The organism is Pseudarthrobacter siccitolerans, assembly GCF_030823375.1.
GTDB lineage: Bacteria > Actinomycetota > Actinomycetes > Actinomycetales > Micrococcaceae > Arthrobacter > Arthrobacter siccitolerans_A.
This window is the reverse complement of sequence record NZ_JAUSXB010000001.1, coordinates 4,359,861-4,382,326: the sequence shown is the minus strand read 5'-3', so window position 1 is coordinate 4,382,326 and position 22,466 is coordinate 4,359,861. Positions and strand designations below refer to the sequence as shown.

General features: G+C 66.1%; 23 protein-coding genes. 5 read left to right on the top strand and 18 right to left on the bottom strand.

Annotated elements, in window-relative coordinates; translation table 11 throughout:
* Positions 1 to 10: 10 nt before the first annotated feature.
* Both recA and QFZ36_RS20320 read right to left on the bottom strand, forming a co-directional pair.
* Complete coding sequence (gene recA, locus QFZ36_RS20325; RefSeq protein WP_091418086.1) at positions 11 to 1,066, bottom strand: recombinase RecA; 1,056 nt, start codon at positions 1,064 to 1,066, stop codon at positions 11 to 13.
* A 190-nt stretch (positions 1,067 to 1,256) separates the two neighbouring features.
* Complete coding sequence (locus QFZ36_RS20320) at positions 1,257 to 1,481, bottom strand: DUF3046 domain-containing protein (protein WP_306638965.1); 225 nt, start codon at positions 1,479 to 1,481, stop codon at positions 1,257 to 1,259.
* 42 nt (positions 1,482 to 1,523) lie between these two features.
* Here QFZ36_RS20320 and QFZ36_RS20315 point away from each other — a divergent pair, with 42 nt between their 5' ends.
* Positions 1,524 to 2,057: a MarR family winged helix-turn-helix transcriptional regulator gene (locus QFZ36_RS20315; protein WP_306638964.1), complete on the top strand. Its 534-nt coding sequence runs from the start codon at positions 1,524 to 1,526 to the stop codon at positions 2,055 to 2,057.
* A 91-nt stretch (positions 2,058 to 2,148) separates the two neighbouring features.
* On the opposite strand, the gene QFZ36_RS20310 is transcribed toward QFZ36_RS20315, so the two are convergent.
* From QFZ36_RS20310 to QFZ36_RS20275, 8 genes are all read right to left on the bottom strand, one after another.
* Entirely contained in the window at positions 2,149 to 2,601 is a 453-nt protein-coding gene (locus tag QFZ36_RS20310) for a helix-turn-helix domain-containing protein (protein ID WP_050055661.1), read from the bottom strand.
* Between the two features lie 151 nt (positions 2,602 to 2,752).
* A complete protein-coding gene (locus QFZ36_RS20305; protein ID WP_306638963.1) occupies positions 2,753 to 3,247 on the bottom strand; it encodes a CinA family protein in 495 nt (164 codons plus the stop codon).
* Positions 3,244 to 3,882, bottom strand: a complete 639-nt coding sequence (gene pgsA, locus QFZ36_RS20300) for a CDP-diacylglycerol--glycerol-3-phosphate 3-phosphatidyltransferase (RefSeq protein ID WP_306638962.1) — start codon at positions 3,880 to 3,882, stop codon at positions 3,244 to 3,246. The genes QFZ36_RS20305 and pgsA overlap by 4 nt, the downstream gene beginning before the upstream one ends.
* A 23-nt stretch (positions 3,883 to 3,905) precedes the next feature.
* Positions 3,906 to 6,794: an FtsK/SpoIIIE family DNA translocase gene (locus QFZ36_RS20295; protein ID WP_306638960.1), complete on the bottom strand. Its 2,889-nt coding sequence runs from the start codon at positions 6,792 to 6,794 to the stop codon at positions 3,906 to 3,908.
* A 154-nt stretch (positions 6,795 to 6,948) separates the two neighbouring features.
* Positions 6,949 to 8,640 carry a ribonuclease J gene (locus QFZ36_RS20290; RefSeq protein ID WP_306638958.1) on the bottom strand — a complete coding sequence of 564 codons (1,692 nt, stop codon included), beginning with the start codon at positions 8,638 to 8,640 and terminating at the stop codon, positions 6,949 to 6,951.
* Between the two features lie 42 nt (positions 8,641 to 8,682).
* On the bottom strand, positions 8,683 to 9,591 hold the full coding sequence (dapA, locus tag QFZ36_RS20285) for a 4-hydroxy-tetrahydrodipicolinate synthase (protein WP_306638956.1): 909 nt from the start codon (positions 9,589 to 9,591) through the stop codon (positions 8,683 to 8,685).
* 119 nt (positions 9,592 to 9,710) lie between these two features.
* Positions 9,711 to 10,460 carry a carbon-nitrogen hydrolase family protein gene (locus QFZ36_RS20280; RefSeq protein WP_306638954.1) on the bottom strand — a complete coding sequence of 250 codons (750 nt, stop codon included), beginning with the start codon at positions 10,458 to 10,460 and terminating at the stop codon, positions 9,711 to 9,713.
* A gap of 140 nt (positions 10,461 to 10,600) precedes the next feature.
* Positions 10,601 to 10,942, bottom strand: a complete 342-nt coding sequence (locus tag QFZ36_RS20275) for a hypothetical protein (RefSeq protein WP_306638952.1) — start codon at positions 10,940 to 10,942, stop codon at positions 10,601 to 10,603.
* Between the two features lie 85 nt (positions 10,943 to 11,027).
* Here QFZ36_RS20275 and QFZ36_RS20270 point away from each other — a divergent pair, with 85 nt between their 5' ends.
* Positions 11,028 to 12,263, top strand: coding sequence for a heparan-alpha-glucosaminide N-acetyltransferase domain-containing protein (locus QFZ36_RS20270; protein WP_306638950.1), 1,236 nt, complete (start codon positions 11,028 to 11,030; stop codon positions 12,261 to 12,263).
* Here QFZ36_RS20270 and QFZ36_RS20265 read toward each other — a convergent pair.
* From QFZ36_RS20265 to QFZ36_RS20235, 7 genes are all read right to left on the bottom strand, one after another.
* On the bottom strand, positions 12,260 to 12,739 hold the full coding sequence (locus QFZ36_RS20265; RefSeq protein ID WP_306638948.1) for a hypothetical protein: 480 nt from the start codon (positions 12,737 to 12,739) through the stop codon (positions 12,260 to 12,262). The two genes, QFZ36_RS20270 and QFZ36_RS20265, sit on opposite strands and share 4 nt — an antisense overlap.
* A gap of 3 nt (positions 12,740 to 12,742) precedes the next feature.
* Complete coding sequence (gene dapB, locus QFZ36_RS20260; RefSeq protein ID WP_306638947.1) at positions 12,743 to 13,513, bottom strand: 4-hydroxy-tetrahydrodipicolinate reductase; 771 nt, start codon at positions 13,511 to 13,513, stop codon at positions 12,743 to 12,745.
* Positions 13,514 to 13,607: 94 nt separating this feature from the next.
* A complete protein-coding gene (locus tag QFZ36_RS20255) occupies positions 13,608 to 14,090 on the bottom strand; it encodes a molybdenum cofactor biosynthesis protein MoaE (RefSeq protein ID WP_306638946.1) in 483 nt (160 codons plus the stop codon).
* A complete protein-coding gene (locus QFZ36_RS20250; RefSeq protein WP_306638944.1) occupies positions 14,080 to 14,610 on the bottom strand; it encodes a MogA/MoaB family molybdenum cofactor biosynthesis protein in 531 nt (176 codons plus the stop codon). Before QFZ36_RS20250 ends, QFZ36_RS20255 begins: the two co-directional genes overlap by 11 nt.
* Complete coding sequence (gene moaC / locus QFZ36_RS20245; protein WP_306638942.1) at positions 14,607 to 15,101, bottom strand: cyclic pyranopterin monophosphate synthase MoaC; 495 nt, start codon at positions 15,099 to 15,101, stop codon at positions 14,607 to 14,609. The genes QFZ36_RS20250 and moaC overlap by 4 nt, the downstream gene beginning before the upstream one ends.
* Complete coding sequence (locus QFZ36_RS20240; protein WP_306638941.1) at positions 15,089 to 16,414, bottom strand: molybdopterin molybdotransferase MoeA; 1,326 nt, start codon at positions 16,412 to 16,414, stop codon at positions 15,089 to 15,091. Before QFZ36_RS20240 ends, moaC begins: the two co-directional genes overlap by 13 nt.
* 20 nt (positions 16,415 to 16,434) lie before the next feature.
* A complete protein-coding gene (locus tag QFZ36_RS20235; RefSeq protein WP_373427058.1) occupies positions 16,435 to 18,105 on the bottom strand; it encodes a molybdopterin-dependent oxidoreductase in 1,671 nt (556 codons plus the stop codon).
* 121 nt (positions 18,106 to 18,226) lie between these two features.
* On the opposite strand from QFZ36_RS20235, the gene moaA reads away from it, so the two are divergent.
* The 3 genes from moaA to QFZ36_RS20220 all read left to right on the top strand — a co-directional run bounded on the left by moaA (position 18,227) and on the right by QFZ36_RS20220 (position 21,811).
* Entirely contained in the window at positions 18,227 to 19,348 is a 1,122-nt protein-coding gene (moaA, locus tag QFZ36_RS20230; RefSeq protein ID WP_306638940.1) for a GTP 3',8-cyclase MoaA, read from the top strand.
* Between the two features lie 5 nt (positions 19,349 to 19,353).
* Complete coding sequence (locus tag QFZ36_RS20225) at positions 19,354 to 19,620, top strand: MoaD/ThiS family protein (RefSeq protein ID WP_306638937.1); 267 nt, start codon at positions 19,354 to 19,356, stop codon at positions 19,618 to 19,620.
* Positions 19,621 to 19,861: 241 nt separating this feature from the next.
* Positions 19,862 to 21,811 (top strand): HNH endonuclease signature motif containing protein, encoded by a 1,950-nt coding sequence (locus tag QFZ36_RS20220; protein ID WP_306638936.1) that lies wholly within the window; start codon positions 19,862 to 19,864, stop codon positions 21,809 to 21,811.
* Between the two features lie 64 nt (positions 21,812 to 21,875).
* Here QFZ36_RS20220 and QFZ36_RS20215 read toward each other — a convergent pair whose 3' ends face one another.
* Positions 21,876 to 22,394, bottom strand: a complete 519-nt coding sequence (locus QFZ36_RS20215) for a DUF1579 domain-containing protein (RefSeq protein ID WP_306638935.1) — start codon at positions 22,392 to 22,394, stop codon at positions 21,876 to 21,878.
* Between the last annotated feature and the right edge of the window lie 72 nt (positions 22,395 to 22,466).

Genomic DNA, 22,466 nt, shown 5'->3' with positions numbered 1-22,466 from the left:
CCCTCAACGGTTAGAACCCGTCAACAGCCTTCAGCTTCGGGGAGTCCTTGGACTCGGCCTCGGCAGGCTTCACGCCGACTCCAAGCTTTTCCTTGATCAGCCGCTCCAACTCGGCGGCGAGCTCCGGGTTGTCCCGGAGGAACCGGCGGGAGTTTTCCATGCCCTGGCCCAGCTGGTCGCCGTCGTACGTGAACCAGGAGCCGGACTTCTTGATGATGCCGTGCTCAACACCCATGTCGATGATGCCGCCCTCGCGGGAGATGCCCTGGCCGTAGATGATGTCGAACTCGGCCACCTTGAAGGGCGGGGCCATCTTGTTCTTGACGATCTTGGCTTTCGTGCGGTTACCGACCGAATCCGCGCCTTCCTTGAGGGTCTGGATGCGGCGCACGTCGATACGGATGGAGGCGTAGAACTTCAGGGCCTTACCACCGGTGGTGGTTTCGGGGGAACCGAAGAAGACGCCGATCTTTTCACGGAGCTGGTTGATGAAGATCGCCGTGGTTTTGGTCTGGCTCAGGCGGCCGGTGATCTTACGCAGGGCCTGGCTCATCAGCCGGGCCTGGAGGCCCACGTGGCTGTCGCCCATGTCGCCCTCGATTTCGGCGCGGGGCACCAGGGCGGCGACGGAGTCGATGACGATGACGTCGAGGGAGCCTGAACCGACGAGCATGTCCATGATCTCCAGCGCCTGCTCGCCGGTGTCCGGCTGGGAGACCAGGAGCGCGTCCGTGTCCACACCGAGCTTGGCGGCGTACTCGGGGTCAAGGGCGTGCTCGGCGTCGATGAAGGCAGCGATGCCGCCCAGGCGCTGGGCGTTGGCCACGGCGTGCAGTGCCACGGTGGTTTTACCGGAGGATTCCGGGCCGTAGATCTCAACCACGCGGCCGCGGGGAAGGCCGCCAATTCCCAGTGCTACGTCCAGGGCAATGGAGCCGGTGGGGATAACCTCGATGGGTGCCCGGACTTCGTCGCCGAGCCGCATGACTGAGCCTTTACCGAACTGCTTGTCGATCTGGGCCAGCGCTGCTTCGAGCGCTTTTGCACGATCCGGGGCTGCCGCCATGGTTCACACCTCTAATGCTTTCTCGCTTTGGAGTGGCCTCAGGGGCCGTTTATTGGTCATCTCTGACGCTAATGGGACCCACTGACATTCCGGCCGGAGGACGGCAGCTATGTGGATAACCCGCTGTGAAAAGCATAGCTTTACCCGAACAGGTATTCGAACAATGGCCCGGCGTGTCAGGAAGATTCGGCTATTCGGCGCGGGGCTTCATGTCCCGGCCAAGCCGGCGTCCGGCGGGAACATCCTGGACATCACAGACCGCCAGCCACACCTTGCGCGGTTCCACGCCGGCGGCCAGCGCCTGGTCCGCGGTGCGGCCACCCACGCCGGCAAGAACAAGGGTGCTGCTGAGGACCCGCGAGTAGCCGGCGCCAAATTCGTCGTCCATAAGTCGCCAATAGTCGCTGATTCGCACCTGAAAAGTCTCTCATGATCGCGCACCCTTAGAATTGTTGCCATGAGCAACTCCCCTGCCGCCCCGACCCCTGACGGCCGCGACGACGATTATTTGGTGGACGCAGCCCTGCAGAACGTCGAACACCAGATCAGCCTCTTCTGGCGGCGCGCGCGGGCCATCTCCAACCAGCTTTCCCGCCAGGTCCACCCGGACATGGAGCCCGCCGCCTACGGCCTGTTGACAGTCATCCGCCGGGAGGGCCCTATCCGGCTCACGGATCTCGCGATGAACATCGGTGTGGGCAAGCCGTCAGTCAGCCGGCAGATTGCATTCCTCGAAAACATCGGCCTGGTTTCCAAGGAAGCCGATCCGCTGGACGGGCGCGCCCAGGCCATCCAGCTGACCCCCAAGGGCGAGGAAAAGATGCACCAGGTCCAGGACGCGCGCCGCCAGGTCTTTCGGGAGCGGCTGGGTGAATGGCCGGTGGAGGACTTGCAGGAGCTGGCCCGGTTTATGGCCAAGCTGAACGCAACGTATGAGCGTGACGGTTTCCCGCAGGATGGTCCGCCTGCCGCCCCGGCCGGGGAGAAGTAGGGCCCACGTTCGTGAGCAGAAACACGTGAAGCCCCCGGCGGATTGCCGGGGGCTTCAACGTGCAGGATTCCACCGTGTGGTGGATCAATCCTTACCGGGCGCCGGAGAGGAGTCCCGTTGAAAGTTCATCGTTGAGTTCGTTGTTCAGGTCGCGCTCAAGGTCGCGTCCGTAACGCTGGGAGAATTCCTGCGGAACGGTGTCCGGAACGGCTACGCCTTCGGCTACTGCCACCCGGTCGCTGACCTCGCGGAGCATGCTGGACAACGGGACGTCCAGGGCCGAGCAGATTGAAGACAGCAGCTCGGAAGATGCTTCCTTCTGACCGCGCTCCACTTCGCTGAGGTAACCCAGGGAGACACGGGCGCTGTGCGAGACTTCACGGAGCGTGCGCCCCTGACGCTGGCGAACATCGCGCAGGACATCACCGATTTCGTGACGAAGTACCACCATCTTGCGCTCCTTCTGTTCGCTCTTAGCCTGATCGGCGAGGCCCACATCCTTCCAGCGGACAACGCCGTTTACGGATACGGGCTGCTTTACCATCTGTATCGCCTTGCTCCTCGTTTAGTCCGGTTCGCCGTGAAGCGAACCGTTGGTGTTTTCATCCTAGGCGCCTCCGCTCTCCGGAAGCGACACAATGTAATAACTAATCGGTACCGGCTTTTGTTCCCATCAACTTTACAGCCCGGTAACTTCAGGAAGCCAGGGCTTCGATCAGCCGTTCCAGCGCAGCGCCGCAGGCCTGCCCCCGGATCTCCGACCGGTTCCCTGAAAACACATACTCGTAGCCGTTTGTTCCTGCTGCCGTAGCAATGCCTATATACACCGTTCCCACCGGTTTTCCGTCGTGGGCTTCCGGTCCGGCAACACCCGTGGTGGAGACGCCAATATCGGCGCCAAGGGCCGTCCGGGCACCTTGTGCCATGTCGGCGGCCACCCCGGTATCAACGGATCCCACACGGGCCAGCAGTTCCGCGGAGACCTTCAGCACGTCCGTTTTGACGGAGTTCTGGTAGGCCACCACTCCGCCCTGCAGCATCCCGGAGGCGCCCGGAGTGTCAGCGAGGACTGCGGACACCATGCCGGCTGTCAGCGACTCGGCTGTTGCCACCGTACGCTTGAGCTCGAGGGCCTGGCGGACGGCCTGCTCCGACAGGTGGTGAAGCGACAGATGGTGCTGGTTGTTCATGCCGGTTCCTGTCCGCTGTTTTTGGTTCCCTGGACTTTCCCCTTGGCGCGCAGGCGCATCGCCTCGATCACGTACTCGACGCCGGTCCAGACGGTGATTGCCACGGCCACCATCATGACGGCGAATGCCGCCCAGGTGAGCCACGGCGCAACGGCGGCCAGCGGGAGGAGGTACAGGAAGATGGCCAGGGTCTGGACCACGGTTTTAAGCTTCCCGCCCCGCGAGGCGGGAATAACGCCGTAACGGATGACGAAGAAGCGCAGGGCGGTGACGCCCCATTCACGCACCAGGATCACCAGGGTGGCCCACCAGGGCAGTTCGCCGAGCACGGACAGCATCACCAGGGCAGAACCGATGAGCAGCTTGTCTGCGATGGGGTCGGCGATCTTGCCGAAATCGGTCACCAGGTTCCGGCTCCTGGCGATATCGCCGTCGAGTTTGTCAGTGTAAATCGCGACGGCGAACGCGGCCGCTGCTGCCCAGCGCCAGGGCCCGGACTGGCTGTGGAGTCCGGGCGCGTCCGCGATCAGGAACCAGACGAAGAACGGCACCAGCGCGATGCGGAGCATGGTCAGGATATTGGGAAGGTTCCAGACCCCGGCACGGCCGGCGGCGGTTGCATCGGTACTTGTCACCTTTCTAGGCTACAGTCTTCGGCCTAGCGCCCGGTGAGGGACCAGGCGTCTTCGGAGCCGTCCTCGTCGTCATACCCGCCGGGCGGGGAATCGGAGCCGTCGTAATATTCCACGTTCTGCTTTCGCTGGTCCAAGTCCGCGGCCACCAGGTCTTCGGCGTACCCGCCCTGGGCAATGTTCGCGTTGGCGTTGTCGCTGAGCGCGGCCGTCTGGGCATCCGGTGCGGCCGGAGCCTCCTGGCCCTTCATGGCGGCCAGGACGGGGGCGAGGTCGTCCGGTTTCACCAGCACGTCGCGGGCCTTCGATCCTTCGGAAGGGCCCACCACTCCCCTTGATTCGAGCAGGTCCATGAGGCGGCCCGCCTTGGCGAATCCGACGCGCAGCTTGCGCTGCAGCATGGAGGTGGAGCCGAACTGTGTGGTGACCACCAGTTCGGTGGCCTGCAGCAGTACCTCGAGGTCGTCCCCGATGTCGTCGTCGATCTGTTTCTTGGGCGCCTCCGCCGCAACGTCGTCGCGGTAGGTGGCCTGGAGTTGTCCCTTGACGTGCTCCACCACCTTGTGGATTTCAGACTCCGTGACCCAGGCTCCCTGGACACGCATGGCCTTGGAGGCGCCCATGGGCAGGAAGAGCGCGTCACCCTGCCCGATGAGCTTTTCGGCGCCCGGCTGGTCCAGGACCACGCGGGAGTCGGTCACGGAGGAGGTGGCGAAGGCCATCCTGGAGGGAACGTTGGCCTTGATCAGGCCGGTCACCACGTCCACCGATGGCCGCTGGGTAGCCAGGACCAGGTGGATGCCGGCAGCACGGGCCAGCTGGGTGATGCGGACGATCGAGTCTTCAACGTCCCGCGGGGCGACCATCATGAGGTCTGCGAGCTCGTCCACGATCACCAGCAGGTAGGGGTACGGGCGGATGACGCGCTTGGAGTCCACCGGCGGCTGGACCTTGCCGGCACGGACGGCCTTGTTGAAGTCGTCGATGTGCTTGAACCCGTAATTGGCGAGGTCGTCATAGCGGGCGTCCATCTCGCGGACCACCCACTGGAGGGCTTCGGCGGCCTTCTTGGGGTTGGTGATGATGGGGGTGATGAGGTGCGGGACGCCTTCGTAAGCGGTGAGTTCCACCCGCTTCGGATCCACCATCACCATCCGCACCTCGTCCGGGGTGGCGCGCATGAGGATGGAGGTGATCATGGAGTTCACGAAGGAGGACTTACCGGCACCGGTAGCGCCGGCTACCAGCAGGTGGGGCATCTTGGCGAGGTTGGCCACCACGTAACCGCCTTCGACGTCCTTGCCCACGCCCATCACCATCGGGTGCTCGGTGCGGCGGGCGTTCTGGCTGCGGAGCACATCGCCCAGGGACACAGTCTCGCGGTCCGTGTTGGGGATTTCGATGCCAATCGCGGATTTTCCCGGGATGGGGCTGAGGATCCGCACGTCGCTGGAGGCCACTGCGTAGGAGATGTTCTTGGACAGCGCCGTGACCCGCTCCACCTTGGTCCCGGACGCGAGTTCGATCTCGTACCGGGTGACGGTGGGGCCGCGGCTGAAGCCAGTCACGGTGGCGTCGACGTTGAACTGCTGGAGCGTGTCGGTCAGGGCAGCGACGACGGCATCGTTGGCTTCCGTGCGCTCCTTGGGGATGGATCCGGGCGTGAGGTAGTCGGAGGCAGGGAGCGTGTAGGTCACGTCGCCCGCGAGGGACAGCTGCTCGGTGCGCTGCGGGATCGGCACGGGCGGCGGTGCGGGAGCCACCGGGTTGGAGGGCACGGTTGGCGGGGCGGCCGGCTTGCCCGCGGGTGCGGCCATACCGGGGGTGACCATCGGGATGGCTTCGGTCGCGTTGTCGTGGCCGGCGGCAGCAGGGCCAAGCCCCTGCGCGGCCTTGATTTTTTCGACGGCGATCTCCGCCTGGGTGGGGCGGCGGACACCGGGGGCGGGATGTGGGGGCTGTGGATCATCGTCATCGACGACGGCATGTTCGAAGGCTTCGTCGCCCACGTAACCTTCCAGGCCGGCGTCGGCATCTTTATCCTTGCCGAAGAAGCGCCGCTTCTTCTTTTTGGGCGCCGCAGGCGGCGTCCGCTCAAGGTAGCTTCGGTCGTGCTTGTTCCCGTCCTGTTCCTCGTCCAGGAGGTCGATGCCCATCAGGTGCTCATACGCGCCGCGCAGCCGCCGCGGGATGGCACCGAACGGCGTGGCGGTAATGATGAGCAGTGACACAAAAGCCAGCAGCCCGTACAGCACCAGCGGCACGGCCGGATGGATCGCGGCCAGTGGGGAGGCGCCAAGGAAGCCGAGCATTCCGCCGGCCTGGCGCAGGCCGTCAAAGCCCTGGGCCACGGTGGGCTGTCCGCCCAGAATGTGGGCCAGGCCGCAGCCGGCAAACGTCATGATGAGGAATCCGATGCCCACCCTGTTGTTGCCGCGCCCGTCGAAGGGCTGGCGGAAGAGGCGGAAGGCGCAGACAAAAAGCATCAGCGGAAGCAGCAGTGACATCCAGCCGAACGTGCCGTTCACCACGCTATAGACGGCGTCTGGGAACCAGCCAGTCAGGCCCCACCAGGCGAAAGTGGCGATGAAAATACCCAAGGCCAGGTTGAAGAGGGCTGCGCCGTCGCGGCGCTCGTCAGCCGGGAGGTCGCTGACGTCATATCCGATGCGCCGCACTCCCCCACCCACAAGGTGGCCAATGGCCAGCCATGCTCCGCCGACCACCCGGAGCAGCCACGGCTGGTGGTGTTCGACGGCGGGAAGCTGGCGCGTCCTGGCAGTGCCGGACCGCGCGGGCCTGGCCTGGGATTTGGCTGCCGTGGAGCCGGACCCGCGGCCGCCGGAGCCGCCGGATTTGCTGCCGGAGCCGGCCCTGCTGGAACCATTGGGCGCGGAAGTAGTACGAGTGGCCATACTAGCCACGGTACCGGAACAGCACGGGTTTCCCGGGGATTTGGAGCCCGCCAATCCCCCTCAATCAAGCAGGCCGGTTCGGGCCGTTTAAACACCTCCGGCCCGTACTTCCTGCACGTGGCGGGAATACGGGCCGGAGCCGGTGCGGGACCTGTTAAGCCTCGAGGACCACGGGGATGATCATCGGCTTGCGGCGGAGCTTGCGGTTGACCCAGGTGCCGACCACCCGGCGCACAACCTGCTGGAGCTGGTGGCTGGTGTGGTCCGCGTGGTTCAGCACTGCTTCTTCCAGCGCTGCATTGATCTTGGGGATGATGTCATCAAAGACAGAATCGTCCTCGGCCACGCCGCGTGCGTGGATTTCCGGACCGGAGACAACCTTGCCGGTGGTCCGGTTGATGACCGTGATGATGGAGATAAAGCCCTCGTCGCCGAGGATGCGGCGGTCCTTGAGGTCGGCGTCGGTAATTTCGCCCACGCTGGACCCGTCCACGTAGACGAAGCCCACTTCAACCTGTCCCACCACGTCGGCGCGGTGGTCCTTCAGGTCGATCACGGTACCGTTGTCTGCGAGGATCACGCTGGCTTCCGGGACACCGGACTCGATGGCGATCTTGCCGTTGGCGATCAGGTGCCGGGTCTCGCCGTGCACGGGCATGGCGTTGAGGGGCTCAAGGATGTTGTAGCAGTAGAGGAGTTCGCCGGCCGCGGCGTGGCCGGAGACGTGGACCTTGGCGTTGCCCTTGTGGATGACGTCGGCCCCGAGTTTCAGCAGGCCGTTGATGATGCGGAAGACTGCGTTTTCGTTTCCGGGGATGAGGCTGGACGCCAGGATCACGGTATCGCCGTCGCCCACCACCACGCGGTGGTCGCCGTTGGCCATCCGGGACAACGCCGCCATCGGCTCCCCCTGGGAACCGGTGGACATCAGGACCACGCGGTTGTCCGGCAGGTTGTCGATGTTCTTGATGTCCACGATCAGGCCGGGCGGAACATCCAGGTAACCCAGCTTCTCCGCGATGGCCATGTTCCGGACCATGGAGCGGCCAACGAAAGCCACTTTGCGGTTGTGCTTGGCGGCAGCGTCCAGGACCTGCTGGACGCGGTGGACGTGCGAGGAGAAGGACGCCACGATGATGCGCTTCGTGGCCTGGCCGAACAGCCGCTCCAGGGTCGGGCCGATCTCCTTTTCCGCGGTGGTGAATCCCGGGACGTCCGCGTTGGTGGAGTCCGACATAAAGAGGTCAACGCCCTCTTCGCCGAGCTTCGCGAAGTGCCGGAGGTCAGTGATCCGGCCATCGAGCGGAAGCTGGTCCATCTTGAAGTCGCCGGTGTGCAGGACAGTGCCGCCTGCAGTGCGGATGAAGACGGCCAAGGCGTCAGGAATCGAGTGGTTGACGGCCACGAATTCGCACTCGAAGGGGCCGAACTTCTCTACCTGGCCCTCTTCAACCGTGAGGGTGTAGGGCCGGATGCGGTGCTCCTGCAGCTTGGCCTCAATCAGGGCAAGGGTCAGCTGCGAGCCCACCAGCGGGATGTCGTTGCGCAGGCGCAGCAGGTACGGGACAGCACCGATGTGGTCCTCGTGGCCGTGGGTGAGGACGACGGCTACAACATCATCCAGCCGGTCCTCGATGTACGAGAAATCCGGGAGGATCAGGTCAACGCCGGGCTGGGTTTCCTCCGGGAAGAGGACACCGCAGTCGACGATCAGCAGTTTGCCGTCGATTTCGAACACGGCCATGTTCCGGCCGATCTCCCCCAGTCCGCCAAGCGGGACGATCCGCAGCGTGCCGTTCGGCAGGCGGGGCGGGGTGACGAGGCCGGTCAGGGCGATTTGGGTCATATTGCACTACTTTCCAGGCGGCAGGGGTGCCGGTCTCAGCCCTCAGGAAAAGACCAGCCCCGCTTCCGCCAAATCCCCGCGGATGGTTTCGATCTCGGCTTCGTCCGGCTCCACGAGGGGCAAACGGACAATCGAGTTGGGCAGGACTCCCTGCCATTTAAGAATCTGTTTGGCTGCAACAGCCCCCTGGACCCGGGTCATGGTGGCCCGGACCACCGGCTGGAGCTCGAAGTTGATCTTGCGTGCGGTGCCGAGGTCGTTGGCGTTGACAGCGTCGATAAGTTCGCGGAAGCGGCGGGTGGCCACGTGCGTGGTGACGCCGACGAGGCCGACGGCGCCCAATGCCATCCAGGGCAGGGTCAGTCCGTCGTCGCCCGAGTAGAAGAGCAGGTCCGTCTCGCTCATCACGCGGGTGGCCGCAACGAAGTCCGCCTTGGCGTCCTTCACCGCAACGATGTTGGGGTGCTGCGCCAGCCGGATCATGGTTTCCGGTTCGATGGCGATGGAGGAACGGCCGGGAATATCGTAGAGCATCACGGGCACGTCAGCGGCAGAGGCGATGGTCTCGAAGTGCGCCCGGAGGCCGGACTGGCTCGGCTTGTTGTAATAGGGGGTCACGAGCAGGATGCCGTCGACGCCGAGGGCTGCGGCCTGCTGGGAGAGGTGCACGGAGTGCGCGGTGTCGTTGGTGCCGGTACCGGCGATGATGGCGGCGCGGCCGCCGACGGCTTCCTTGACGGCGCGGAACATGCCGAGGTTCTCTTCGTCGGTGAGGGTGGAGGTTTCGCCGGTGGTTCCAGTGACCACCAGGCCGTCGCAGCCGTCGTCCACGAGTTTGGTGGCCAGTTCCGCCGCCTGCTGGTAGTCCACTGAACCGTCCTTGGCGAACGGCGTGACCATGGCGGTCAGGAGGGTACCGAGGGCAGGGATGTGCGCGGAAGTGTCAGCCATGGAAAAAACGTTACCCTGTCCGTGGCTGGTTAGGACAATAGGGCGGGCGTGATGAACGTCAAATAGGGGTTTCCGGCGCGGCGCTGCCGGTTCCCGGCTCGATTTTTTACTTCCGGAATCTACTGCCGGAACTTTTCGAGGCGGCTCCGCTGCAGGACGGACGAAACGACTTCCGTGCCGGTCCCCGCCGCCTGCTTCAAGGGAAAGCCGTCCGGCCCCCAGAAGCCGCTCAGGCCGCACGATTCGCCCAACGGGCTGCTGCCGCCGAGGTTGGCGAGCGCCGTGAACATCCGGTTGTCCATGGCGCGGGCACCCAAATGGAGTGCCAGCCGGTGGTCCTCGTCTTTGGTGTAGAGCGCGGAGACGCAATAAAGGTCGGCTCCGGCGGCAGCGGCGTCCCCGGCATGCCCGGGCACGGACGTGTCCAGGCAGAGCGCCAGCGCAACGTGCCACCCATCCACCCGGATGAGGGTTGGCCCCTCCCCCGCCGTGAAGAGTTCGCGCTCCGGCCCATGCAGGTGCGTCTTGAAGGCCGCCTCGGTGCTGCCATCCGGATGAACAGCAACTGATGCCAGCCGGGGCGTGCCATCGGCTTCGCGAAGGGCTGCCCCTAGAACTGCGGTGATCCCCGTCCTGCGGCAGATCTCACGGATATCCCCCAGTCGTTCGTCCCCCGGCACCAGCCAGGAGTCAGGGCTTTCGAGCAGATCCAGCCGATAGCCGGTCAGGGAGAGTTCCGGGAAGAGCACCAGGCGCGCGCCGTGGTCATCGGCGTCCTCGATAAGGCGTACGTGCTCGTCAACGTTGGCCGGGACGCCTCCGTCGAGCGGCCGGTACTGAATGACGGAGACAGGAAGGGTGTCTGACACGCCTCCATCCTAGGCACCGTGGTGCTGGCTATGCCTGCGTGTCCTGCCGGGCACCCCTCTGACCCGTGGGCGCTCCCCCTGCCCCGCACCTCTGTTGCGCTGCGGCCCTTTTCTCCTGCTGGGGCTGCTCCGCGCTGCGGCTAGACAGGCCCGGGGTGGCAATACCTGGCCACCGCTGTTTGGCGAAGCCCTTCTGCCCACGCGGCCAGGCGCTGGGCGGCCCGGACGTAGTGGAACAGTTCTACGGGCGTCAGGGCGTCGATGTCCGTCTCGGCCAGCCGCCGGGCAAGTTCAGCCCCCTCCGGCTGGGCGGACAGGCTGATGCCTTCCTGTTCCCACTGGATATCCTCGGGAGTCTTTCCTGTCACCAGCTGGCGGAAGAGGTAATCAACCACCCCAGGGCTCATGGCCTTCAGCGGCCCGTCATGACGGGATTCGTTGGCTGGGGCTCCGGAGGGGACTCCGGTTGATGGCATCTGCATGGGTTCATCTTATTCGAACATATATTCGAATACAAGGGGATTTGGTTGACAGGGCAGGCACAGCCGGGTGTGAGACGATCTGGGCATGACCTCCCGTAATGCCGCCGCTTCCACCAGGACGTCTCCCGGCCGGTCGCTTCCGGCGCGCCTGTACGGTATCGACGCAGCCCGTGGGCTGGCATTGGTGGGCATGATGGCCACCCACCTGCTTCCTACTTTCGAGGCGAACGCCAGCCTCACCCCAACATGGGTGGGCCTGGTTTTTTCGGGCAGGGCCGCCGCGCTGTTCGCGGTCCTGGCGGGCGTAGGCCTTGCTTTGTCCACTGGAAAGCACAAGCCGCTGGCGGGTCGTGAACTGTCCGGTGCCCGGCGGGGTGTGGCCCTGCGAGCCCTGGTGATTGCCGCCGTCGGACTCAGCCTCGGCGGCCTGGAAGTGAACGTGGCCATCATCCTGGTCCACTACGCAGTGCTGTTCCTGTGCATCCTGCCGTTCCTGGGCCTGCGCCTGAAGGCCCTCTGCGCTTGGGCCGCTGGTTGGATCCTGGTGTCTCCGGTATTGGCGTACCTCCTGCGTCCGTGGCTGCTTGCGGCGAACCCGCCGCTCAAACTGGGGCACAACCCTTCGTGGGAGGATCTGTCCACACCCGGCCGGCTTTTGGCCGACGTCTTTTTCACGGGCTACTACCCCGTCTTCCAGTGGCTGTCTTACCTCCTGGTGGGGCTCGTCGTCGGCCGCCTGATGCTGAACAAGGCGCTGGTGCCTTGGACGCTGTTGATTGGCGGCACCACCGCGGCAGTCCTGGCCAAGGCCCTGGGCACCGCGGCCATGGAGGACTGGGGCGGCCGCGCGGCGCTGGAGAAGGTGCTGAACTCCCCCGGCTATCCGCTGGGCAGTGTTCTGCAGGTCAACCTCACGGGCATTCCGCAGGAGGGTTCCTGGTGGTGGCTGGCATCCGCTGCACCCCATTCGGCCACAACCTTGGACCTGCTGCATACGTCGGCGGTGGCCGCGGCCGTGATTGGGGCGTTCCTGCTGCTGGGCAGGCTGGCCGAGTGGGTCGCTTTGGACCTGCTGCTGCCGTTGCGCGGCGCCGGCGCCATGACGCTGACCCTGTACTCCGTCCACGTCTGGGTGGTTTCGGCGTTCTACCTGAAACCCCTCCCGGCCGGCTGGACCGAGGAGGCCATGTACTTTGCCCAGGCCGCCAGCGCGGTGATCGTGGGCATGGTGTTTGTGCTGCTGAAGTGGCGCGGGCCGCTGGAATGGGTGGGGCACGCCGCGAACCAGGTGGGGCGGGGCGGGATAAAAGCCGTCCGCTAAGCCGGAACGTTGCCCCGGAAGAGCTTGACGGCGTCACGCATGGAGGCGCGGGCGCGTTTGCGGTCGCCGGCGGCGTCGTAGGCGCAGCTTAGCCGGAACCAGGAGCGCCAGTCCCCAGGAGCTGCTTCGGCCTCGGCCCGGTACTTCTCGAATTCGGCGTCAGCTGCCGACCGGACGATCCGGCCGGCGGGCGTCCTGGGGAGTTCGTCCACGGGAAGCCCGCCTTCGGCTTCGAGGACTTTGGCCATCTGTTCGGTGCGGGCGCCAAACATCAGTTCGCGGACCAGCGCCCAGGCACCGATGACGGGCAGCACCAGGTACGCCGCCCCGATGGCCACGGCTGCAGGATTGCTGTCCGTCAGCAGCAGGACCGAACGCTGGAAGGACACCACCAGGTAGAAGACCAGGAGGAGCGTGACGGCGCCGACCCAGATCTTGGTGCGGTTTTTCCGAAAGGCAGCTGCAAGTCCTGCCATGGCCTACAGCCCCAGGTCCAGGTAGCCGTCCAGGCCCACCGTGAGTCCGGGGTGGCCGGCCACATTGCGCAGGCCAAGGAGAACGCCGGGCATAAAGGAGGCACGGTCAAAGGAATCGTGGCGGAGCGTCAGCTGCTCGCCGGCGCTGCCAAGGAGGACTTCCTGGTGGGCCACGAGGCCACGGAGGCGCACGCTGTGGACACGCACGCCGTCCACCTCACAGCCGCGGGCACCGGCGAGTTCGCTGGTGGTGGCATCGGGGCTCGGCGGGACCTGCGCGGCGGCGCGTTCGGCCGCGATCAGCTGTGCCGTGCGGACGGCGGTCCCGGACGGCGCGTCCACCTTGTCCGGGTGGTGCAGTTCGATGATCTCCACCGACTCAAAGTACTTGGCTGCCTTCGCGGCGAAAGCTGAGGCAAGGACCGAGCCAAGGGCAAAATTGGGGGCGATCAGGACACCGGTTTCGGGCCGGCCAGCCAACAGGTCCTCAAGAGCGGACAGGCGCGCGCTGTCCCAGCCGGTGGTGCCCACAACAGCGTGGATGCCGTGTTCGACGGCGAAACGGACGTTCGCTTCGGTGCTTTCGGGGACCGTCAGGTCCACCACAAAGCGTGCACCTGCTGCAGTGACCTGGTCCAACGAGTCACCCCGGCCCAGGGCCGCGACGAGCTTCATGTCCGGCGCGGCTTCGACGGCTTTTACGGCTTCGGCGCCCATGCGCCCGTTCGCGCCCAGCACGGCAACGGGCATGGGAGCAGAGAGTTGTTCGGTCATGCCGTTAAGCCTACCGGTGGCCCCAGGCCGCACAGGAACCGGGGACTGTGCGTTACCTCGCACTGGGCCCCTCTTCATGGCGGGAGGTGCAGGACTAACTTCCCGCGCCCACCCATTCCACCGTTCCGTCAGTAAAGAACTGTTCCTTCCAGATGGGAACCTGCTCCTTGATCCGGTCCACCAGCTCGGAGCACACGGCAAAGGCTTGGCCCCGGTGGGCCGCGGACACGGCGCAGACCAGTGCGGGGTCCCCGATCTCCAGCATGCCGATCCGGTGGGCTGCCCAGATGCGGACGGACTGCGGGGACCCGCCGCCTTGACCGGCAGAGCTGCCGGCCGCCGTTTGTTCAGCGACCAGCTGGGCAACGACGTCGGCCATCACCTGGTGGGCCGTGGGGTGCGCACTGTAGCTGAGGCGCTCAACTGGTTTGCCGCCGTCGTGGTTGCGCACCACGCCGCTGAAGCTGACCACCGCACCCGCGGCATCGCTCTCCACCGCCGCGATGGCCTGGTCCACGGAGATTGGCTCCGCGCTGAGGACGGCGTTGACCACCTCGAATGATGTTTCAGTGCCCATGTCCGCCTTCCAGCTGGTCGCAGAGGTGCCCGATCACCGGGTCCAGGACGGTCAGTCCGTCCATGACTCCCTTGGGTGATCCGGGCAGGTTGATGATGAAGGTGTTCCCGGAAGCGCCCGCGTAGCCACGGCTAAGCACCGCCAGCGGGGTTTTCGCGGCGCCGGCGCTGCGGATCGCTTCCATGATGCCGGGAATTTCGCGGTCCAGCAGGGGCAGCGTGACGTCCGGTGTGCGGTCGTCCGGGCTGAGGCCCGTTCCGCCGCTGGTAATAACGACGGCGGGATGCTGGGTGAGGAGGGCACGGATGGCCGCGCCCACGGGCTCGCCGTCGGGAACCACCATGGCCGGGAACACGTCAAAGCCGTGTTCGGTCAGCCAGTCGGTGATCACGGGGCCGGTTTCGTCGTCGTAAATGCCCGCGGCGGCCCGGGTGGAGGCGATGACGACGCCGGCCTTCCGGCCCTGCACGTCGCCGTGGCGGTGCGGCTCGGGAGCGTTGAGGGTGCTTGAGGTGCTCACAGTGTCCAGTCCCCGCTCTTGCCGCCGCTTTTGGCCAGGACCTTGATGTCGTTCAGGACGGCGTGTTTGTCCACGGCCTTGATCATGTCGTAGACGCTCAGCGCGGCAACGGAAGCTGCGGTGAGGGCCTCCATCTCAACGCCGGTGACGCCGCGGGTCTTGACTGTGGCCAGGATCGAAACTGAATCCGGAGCGAGTTCAAAGTCCACAGTGACCTTGGACAGTGGCAGCGGATGGCAGAGCGGGATCAGTTCGGGAGTCTTTTTGGCGGCCATGATTCCGGCCACCCGGGCCACGGCGAGGGCGTCGCCCTTGGGCAGTCCGCCGGAGCCGAGCAGGCCCATGACTTCCGCGGTGGTGTGGACCGTGGCGGTGGCGGTGGCTTCGCGGGTGGTCTCGGCTTTGGCGGAGACGTCCACCATCTGGGCGCTGCCGTCCTGGCGCAGGTGCGTCAGCGCGGCGGGAGATTGTTCTGCATTCACAGCATCCATACTTCCACCTCCGCCCCGGCCGCGAGCGCGGCCACTCCTTGCGGGACATGAACCAGCACGTTGGAGCCCGCGAGCGCATGCATCAGGTGTGAACTGTCGCCGCCCTGCAGCTCTACGGTTCCGTCGGGCTGCAGGGTGCCGCGGCGGACCTGATGCTTATGTTCCGGTGACGTGAGGGGCTGGCCAAGGCGGGCGCGAAGGGGCAGGCGTGGCACAGGAGTGCCGAGCAGGCTGCCCAGCACCGGGCGGAGGAACATTTCAAAGGACACCAGGCAGCTGACCGGGTTACCGGGGAATCCCAGGAAGGGGCGCCCTTCGAAGGTTCCGATCCCCTGCGGGCCGCCCGGCTGCATGGCCACATGCAGGAATTCCACCGGTTGGTCCTCCATGGCCTGCCGGACCACCTCGTAAGCTCCCTTGCTGACCCCTCCGGTGGTGACGATGAGATCCGCCTCCCCACCCTCGGCCCTCAGCAGCGTGCGAAGCCGGTCCGGGTTGTCCGTGACGATGTCCGCCCGGCGGACCTCCAGTCCTGCCTGCCTCATCGCAGCTTCGAGCAGGGTGCCGTTGGAGTCATAGATCTTGCCGGGCGGAAGGTCCTGGCCGGGGGCCACCACCTCGTCACCCGTAGTGACCAGCAGGACTTTCACGGCCTGATGGACCGTGACTTCGGGGATGCCCAGTGCCGCGAGCAGCCCCAGTTGGGCCGGGCCCAGGAACGTACCCGCTGCCAAAGCGGTCTCGCCGGCCCGCACGTCGCTGCCTGTTTCCCGCACATAGGTGCCGGGTGCCGCTGAAGGCAGCCGTACGGTTGCCTGTTCGCCGTGCGGCAGGAAGCGGTCCGGAACGGCCCGCTCAATGGGGACGACGGCGTCAGCCCCGTCCGGGAGCATCGCTCCGGTCATAATCGGGGCGGCCATGCCGGGCTTGAGGGCGTCCGGGCTGGCACCGGCGGGAACGGGAGGCATAACGCTCAGCTCACCGCCGCCGTCGGGCAAATCAGCGGAACGGATGGCGTAGCCGTCCATCTGCGAGTTGGCGAAGGGCGGCAGGCTGATGGGGGCAGTGACGCCGCTGACCAGGGCACGGCCGAGTGCCTCCCGCAGGGGCAGCTGTTCGGTCCGGTTGACCGACCGCAGCGGCTGCAGCAGTCTGGCGACGGCGGCCGCGTGCTCGGCCACGGACCGGGCCTGGTGCCGGTGCTCGTGCGTGGCTTCGTGCCGCGATTCCTGCCGGGGCCCGCCGCCGCCCGGGTGCAGCGCTTCTGTGGGCATTCCGTGCGGGTTCGTTCCATGCGGTTGCGGGCTGGTCATGGTTCCGCCTTCGGTAGCCATCAGGGTTGCACGTCCACTCTAATCGTGTGGAACCCCGTGGCTCCGTCCGGGGCGGCCGGCCTGCCCTGCTCGTCCTGCGCCCGGCCTGTGAGATCCGTGGCCCGGACCTGGACTTCGTACTGGCCTTGGGTCAACTCCGTGCTGAGCTTCCATTGGTACCAGGTGTCCAGCGAGATGCCTTCGGCCAGCTTGGCCTCCTGCCAGGGGCCCCGGTTCATGCGAAGTTCCACTTTGCCGATGCCGGTGTGCTGCGCCCAAGCCACGCCGCCGAATGTGACTGTTCCTGCCTTCGCGGTGCGGCCCGCGCGCGGCACGTCGATCCGGGAGGACGTTTTGATGGGACCGCGCTCAGACCAGCCACGGGGAGTCCAGTAGGCGACGTCGTCCGCGAACCGGGTGACCTTCAGCTCCGTGACCCATTTGGTGGCCGATACATATCCGTAAAGCCCGGGCACCACCAGCCGGACGGGGAATCCGTGCTCCAGGGGCAGGGGCTCGCCGTTCATGCCGACGGCCAGCAGCGCATCCCGGGTGTCGGTGAGGACCTCAAGCGGCGTGCCGGCAGTCCAGCCGTCGATGCTGCGAGAGAGCACCATGTCTGCCCCGGGCCGGGTGCCTGCGAGTGCCAGCAGTTCGCGGACAGGCCAGCCCAGCCAGCGCGCGTTGCCGATCAGGTCCCCCCCCACATTGTTGGACACGCAAGCAATGGTCACATGGCGTTCAGTCAAGGGCTTGGCCAACAGTTCCGCGTAGGTCAGCTCAACCTCCCGGTCCACCATCCCGGTGACTTTCAGGGCCCACGTGTCCGGGTTGACGGCCGGAACGGACAGCGCCGTATCGATGCGGTAGAAGTCCGGATTAGGGGTGACGAGTGGCTGCATGCCGTCCAAGCCGGCCTCGGCTCCGGGCGGGATTGGCGGCGCCGGTGACGCGGGTACCGGCAACGTCACGCGGGTCCTCGCTTCGCTGACGCCCGCGGTGGCCCCCCGCCAGACAGCGGCCAGCGCGCCGCCGATGACGGTGAAGGCCGCGCCGCCTGCCAGGGCCTGCAGGAAACGACGGCGGGCGGGCACCAAATTGCCGCCCGGCTGCGGTTCATGACGCGCCCATTCGTGCAGCCTGCCCCATTCCTGCAGACGGCGGATCAGGAACCTGAGCAGCGCGCCGGCCACGACGGCTGTGAGTATGGGCAGCACCATGGCATTGAAGGTGGCTTGCGCGCGGGTCAGGACGGCCACCACACCCACCAGCCCGAAGACACCGATGACAGTCAGGCCTGCAAAGCGGCGGCGGTCCTCAGCAGTCCCGGCCAGCGCGGCCAGCGCTGCAATAACCAGGGCCATGCCCGCCAGGAGCGCAATTTTGTCAGCCGTCCCGAACAGCTGAACAGCCCAATCCTTCACCCCGGGCGGGACCGCATCGATGACGGCGCCGCCAACAGCGGTCATTGGCGACAGCGCCGGGCTGAACACACCCGCTAAAAGTTCCCCGAGTACCACCGCGCTGCCGACTGCAACGGTGCCCGCTGCGGCGGCCAGCCAACCCCGGTGTGCCGGCCCTGACCGGTGCGGCAGCGACGGCCCTGACCGGTGCGGCAGCGAAGCTGCCAGGCGCTCCGGAAGCCGTTTCCCGCCGTCGTGCGCTACATGCTGTGGCTGGGAGCTGTTCACACCTACAGCATAGGTTCGCCGGCTGCCGGGGGCGCCGGTCCCGCACCCGGATTCTGCTGCCGCCACCTGCACTGTCACGGGCGGGTGTGATGCAGAGCCCAGAGTGGCGTAGCCTGAATTCATGAGTGTCCAGCTAGGCATGCCGCAGCCGCGGGCGGAAGCAGCCGCACCGCTGCCCGGCGTCCCTGCTGCCCGCCCCGCAGATGCTCCGGCCGGGCTGGCCGACAGGTACGGCCGCCGAGCCACGGACATGAGGCTGTCCCTGACCGACAAGTGCAACCTTCGCTGCACCTACTGCATGCCCGCCGAGGGCCTGGAGTGGCTCGCGAAGCAGGCGGTGATGTCGGCGGAGGAAATCGTCCGGATCGTGCGGATCGGCGTTGAGCAGCTGGGAGTCCGTGAGCTGAGGCTCACGGGCGGTGAACCGCTGGTGCGGCACGACCTCGTGGACATCATCACGGCGCTCCGAAGGAATCATCCCGATCTGCCGATCTCCATGACCACCAACGGCGTGGGCCTGGCGAAGAAGGCCGCGGCATTGAAGGCGGCCGGCCTGACCCGCATCAATGTGTCGCTGGACTCCCTGCATGAGGAAACATTCACCAAGCTGACCCGCCGTCCGTTCCTGGACCAGGTGCTGGCCGGGGTGGATGCGGCCTGGGCTGCCGGCCTTGGGCCGGTCAAGCTCAACGCGGTACTGATGCGCGGCATCAATGACGCGGAGTCGCCGTCCCTCCTGGCCTGGGCGCTGGACCGCGGCTACGAGCTGCGGTTCATTGAGCAGATGCCGCTCGACGCTGACCATGGCTGGACGCGGCGGAACATGATCACGGCCGCCGAGATCCGTCAGCTGCTCTCGGCGGATTTTGTCCTCAGCCCCGATCCACGCGCACGTGACGGCGCCCCGGCTGAACGCTTTGAAGTACGACGGCGGGTGGCTGGGTCTGCTTCGGGCGCGTTGCTGGGAACCGTGGGGATTATTGCTTCCGTGACCGAACCGTTCTGCTCCGATTGCCGCCGGACCCGGATCACTGCCGAGGGCAAGATTATGAGCTGCCTGTTCTCGCGTGAGGAGTTCGATCTGCTGGGCCTTCTGCGCTCGGGCGCCGGCGACGAAGCCCTCGCCCAGCGGTGGCAGGACGCCATGTGGCTGAAACCTAAAGCCCATGGAATGGACCACGTGGGACTTGACGCTCCGGACTTCGTCCAGCCGGACCGCAGCATGAGCGCCATCGGGGGCTGAACCTTTTGAACGTACGTTACTTCGCTGCCGCACGCGCCGCGGCAGGCGTGGAGGAAGAGCGCTTCGAACTGGCGCCGGGCTCCACTGTTACAGACCTGCTGGAGGCCGTACTTTCGGTGGAGCGCCCCGAGCCTCCTGCCGGTACTCCCCCGCTGCCCCGCATCCTGTCGCGGAGCAGCTTCCTGCTCAATGAAGTCGCGGTGCGGGATCGCTCGGTTGTCCTTCAAAGCGACGACGTGGTGGATGTGCTGCCTCCATTCGCCGGGGGCTAGGACTAGCTTTTCTTCCTGACCTCGCCAACTCTGGTTGGTTCGCGGGCACCGTCGGTCCGCGGGCACCGGAAATGTCAGGGCCTCGATGGATGATCTTGGTATGGGAAACGGCGCAAGAGGTGAGGAGATCGGCTCGCTAGCGCTGTTTCCTTCCCAAGCACCTGCGCCGGCTGTGCCGGTACGGAGGGTGTCAGCGGATGATGCCCATCGGAATGTCAGACCCCCATTAGATGATCTTGGTATGGGAAACGGAGCGGGCAGGGCAGCAGCGATGGAGGGCATTCACGCCTCCACTGCCCGGCTTGATGTGCTGTTCCTTGAAGATGACCGGCTGGAAGCTGGCACTGCCGCCGGTCCCCGTGCCGGTGCTGGCAGTGCTGTTGTGGATGTGCTGCAGCGCCGGTACGAGATCCGTCTGGAGCGGATGGCGGTAACGAAGCAGTTGGAAGCACAGATCGCCGCCATCAAGGCCCGGGATGTCTCCGAGGCCATCGAGATCCAGCACGCCATGACCCCGCCCGAAGCACCCGTACACGAACGCACTTACGCGGAGATGTCCGCGATCGAGGAAATCGCAGGCGTCCTGACCATCAGCTCCCCCGCCGCCGGGGCGCTCGTCACCCAGTCCCGGCAAGTCTGCTCCCTGCCGCCGGTCATGGACGCCCTCTCCGCCGGGGCCATCTCGTGGCAGCATGCGAAAATCATTGGCGACGAAACCGAAGGCCTCGGCCCTGCCGGAGCCGCCGCCCTCGCCGCGCACTTCCTGGACCCCGACGCACCCAACCCGGCACGCGGAGCCGCCGCCGGGGACCTGGTCCCCGGACGCTTCCGGGCCAAAGTTCGCGGCTGGCGCGAACGTCACCACCCCGAAACCCTCGAAAAACGCCACGCAAAATGCGCCGCGGACCGGCGGATGCAATACACCCCGGACCGCGACGGCATGGCCTGGCTCTCCCTCTACATCCCCGCACACCAGGCCTCAGCCATCTGGAACCGCACCACCGCCCTCGCCCGCGGCCTGCAAGGCCCGGATGAGCCCCGGTCAATGACACAACTCCGGCCCGACATCGCCGCCGGCCTGCTTCTCAGCGCCGGCCCAGCCCTTACCCGCACCGCCGGAACCAGCACCGCCGGAATCAGCACCGCCGGAATCAGCACAGGACAAAACACCACAGGCCAAGGAAACACGAGTCAACGCAACCCGGGTCAAGGTAACCCGGGTCAAGGTAACGCGGTAAGAACCCAAGACGACCAGGACACGATCGGGCTGGCCTCGCTGACCCCGCTGACCCCGCCTGACCTCGATGGCTCGATTACCGCGGCCGCTACCGCCACCACCGACCACCAGGCTCCGGCCACCGCCGAGTACGAGAACGCCGGCGGCAACGGCTACGCGGATCTCGGCAACGTCCCCATGCCAAAGGTGGACGTCCTCATCACCGTCCCCGTGTTCGCGCTCCTCGGCCTCACCGACGAACCCGCAACCCTGGACGGCTATGGTCCCATCCCTGTCTCCATGGCCCGCAAGCTCGTCGCGGACGGTGCCGGCTCCTTCTACCGGGTGCTCGTCGACCCCCGGGACGGGGCACCACTGGAAATCGGACGCACCAGCTACCGCCTCACCAAAGCCATGAAAAAAGCCCTGCAGCTCAGGGACGGCAGATGCACCTTCCCCGGCTGCAACAACCGGACCTTGGACAACGACACCGACCACCTTCAAGCCTGGCAACACGGCGGACATACGGGGATCAGCAACCTGGCACAGCTCTGCCCGAAACACCACCGCCTCAAACACGCCACCGGCTGGACGCCCTCCCCGGCCACGCACACCGAACCACCCGGCTGGACCTCACCCACCGGCCGACACTACAAAGCCGAACAACCCGACTGGGAACCACCAGAATGGCCACCCGGACTACTGACCCCTGCGACGGATACATGCGGGCTCCTGACGCATGCCACGGATATCGCCGGGCTCCTGACCTGCGCAACGAAAACGCCCGGATTCGTGGACTCCCTGGATTTTGACCCGCTGTTTGACGAACCAGCCGATGACAACCTTGACGATCCCGCCGACTTCCCGCCGGACGATCCCATATGGGACGACTTCTACGCCCAACCCCCCAAACTGCCCAAAGACCCGCTCAAAGAGTGGGAGCGGAAGTGGGAGTGGGACATGGTGAACTCCTGAAGGCGGCTGCAAGCTGAAGCCGCCGGCGATCTGAAGTCGCGAAGTCCGCAGCTGTTCTAGAACGTCAGCTCCGCTGGAACGACGAAGTCATAAACGGAACGTAGGCAGAGCCAGTCCCGTTGGCCGCTCCTGCCTCCTCGTACAGCCCGCTGTCCCCCGCAGCGGTGTCGCCACGGGTGCGAAGCTCAGTCACATGCGTGAGCAGGTCGCCATCCACGCGCAAGGTATGGCGGGTCCAGCCGGCACCGCCACGGCGCTCCACGCGAAGGGCGCCGTCGTGCCACGTGCAGCGTGCCGCGGCGGCCGGCGCCGGTCCAGCATTGTCTACGTAGTACCAGAAAACGTCCTGGTGATCCGGGTCGACGGTGAAAATTCCGTGGCCTTCGAAATGCGTCCCGTCTGGTTCCCGGTGACTATAGCTCTGCGCCACCGCAGATCCACCAGCCACCGGGGTATAGGTGACTTCGGCGTCCACGGTCCGTTCGGGCCCCCAAGCACCGGCAGCGAGCCGGGTACTTCCCCGCCAATGGCCCAGGAATCCAGCCAAGGCGCGTGGCGCGCGGCCGGGTGAGGTTGGTTCCACGTCCCTCACCTCCAGAACTAAAATTCTTGCCGGGTTGCCAGACAAGCCTTACCGTCCCAGTTAAGTCCCGCC

What these genes read in the sequence shown, in the direction of transcription:
- recA (WP_091418086.1), bottom strand. Translation starts at nt 1,066, where the DNA reads ATGGCGGCAGCCCCGGATCGTGCAAAAGCGCTCGAAGCAGCGCTGGCC.
- QFZ36_RS20315 (WP_306638964.1), top strand. Translation starts at nt 1,524, where the DNA reads ATGAGCAACTCCCCTGCCGCCCCGACCCCTGACGGCCGCGACGACGAT.
- QFZ36_RS20310 (WP_050055661.1), bottom strand. Translation starts at nt 2,601, where the DNA reads ATGGTAAAGCAGCCCGTATCCGTAAACGGCGTTGTCCGCTGGAAGGAT.
- QFZ36_RS20305 (WP_306638963.1), bottom strand. Translation starts at nt 3,247, where the DNA reads ATGAACAACCAGCACCATCTGTCGCTTCACCACCTGTCGGAGCAGGCC.
- QFZ36_RS20295 (WP_306638960.1), bottom strand. Translation starts at nt 6,794, where the DNA reads ATGGCCACTCGTACTACTTCCGCGCCCAATGGTTCCAGCAGGGCCGGC.
- QFZ36_RS20290 (WP_306638958.1), bottom strand. Translation starts at nt 8,640, where the DNA reads ATGACCCAAATCGCCCTGACCGGCCTCGTCACCCCGCCCCGCCTGCCG.
- dapA (WP_306638956.1), bottom strand. Translation starts at nt 9,591, where the DNA reads ATGGCTGACACTTCCGCGCACATCCCTGCCCTCGGTACCCTCCTGACC.
- QFZ36_RS20275 (WP_306638952.1), bottom strand. Translation starts at nt 10,942, where the DNA reads ATGCAGATGCCATCAACCGGAGTCCCCTCCGGAGCCCCAGCCAACGAA.
- QFZ36_RS20270 (WP_306638950.1), top strand. Translation starts at nt 11,028, where the DNA reads ATGACCTCCCGTAATGCCGCCGCTTCCACCAGGACGTCTCCCGGCCGG.
- QFZ36_RS20265 (WP_306638948.1), bottom strand. Translation starts at nt 12,739, where the DNA reads ATGGCAGGACTTGCAGCTGCCTTTCGGAAAAACCGCACCAAGATCTGG.
- dapB (WP_306638947.1), bottom strand. Translation starts at nt 13,513, where the DNA reads ATGACCGAACAACTCTCTGCTCCCATGCCCGTTGCCGTGCTGGGCGCG.
- QFZ36_RS20255 (WP_306638946.1), bottom strand. Translation starts at nt 14,090, where the DNA reads ATGGGCACTGAAACATCATTCGAGGTGGTCAACGCCGTCCTCAGCGCG.
- moaC (WP_306638942.1), bottom strand. Translation starts at nt 15,101, where the DNA reads ATGGATGCTGTGAATGCAGAACAATCTCCCGCCGCGCTGACGCACCTG.
- QFZ36_RS20240 (WP_306638941.1), bottom strand. Translation starts at nt 16,414, where the DNA reads ATGACCAGCCCGCAACCGCATGGAACGAACCCGCACGGAATGCCCACA.
- moaA (WP_306638940.1), top strand. Translation starts at nt 18,227, where the DNA reads ATGAGTGTCCAGCTAGGCATGCCGCAGCCGCGGGCGGAAGCAGCCGCA.
- QFZ36_RS20220 (WP_306638936.1), top strand. Translation starts at nt 19,862, where the DNA reads ATGGGAAACGGAGCGGGCAGGGCAGCAGCGATGGAGGGCATTCACGCC.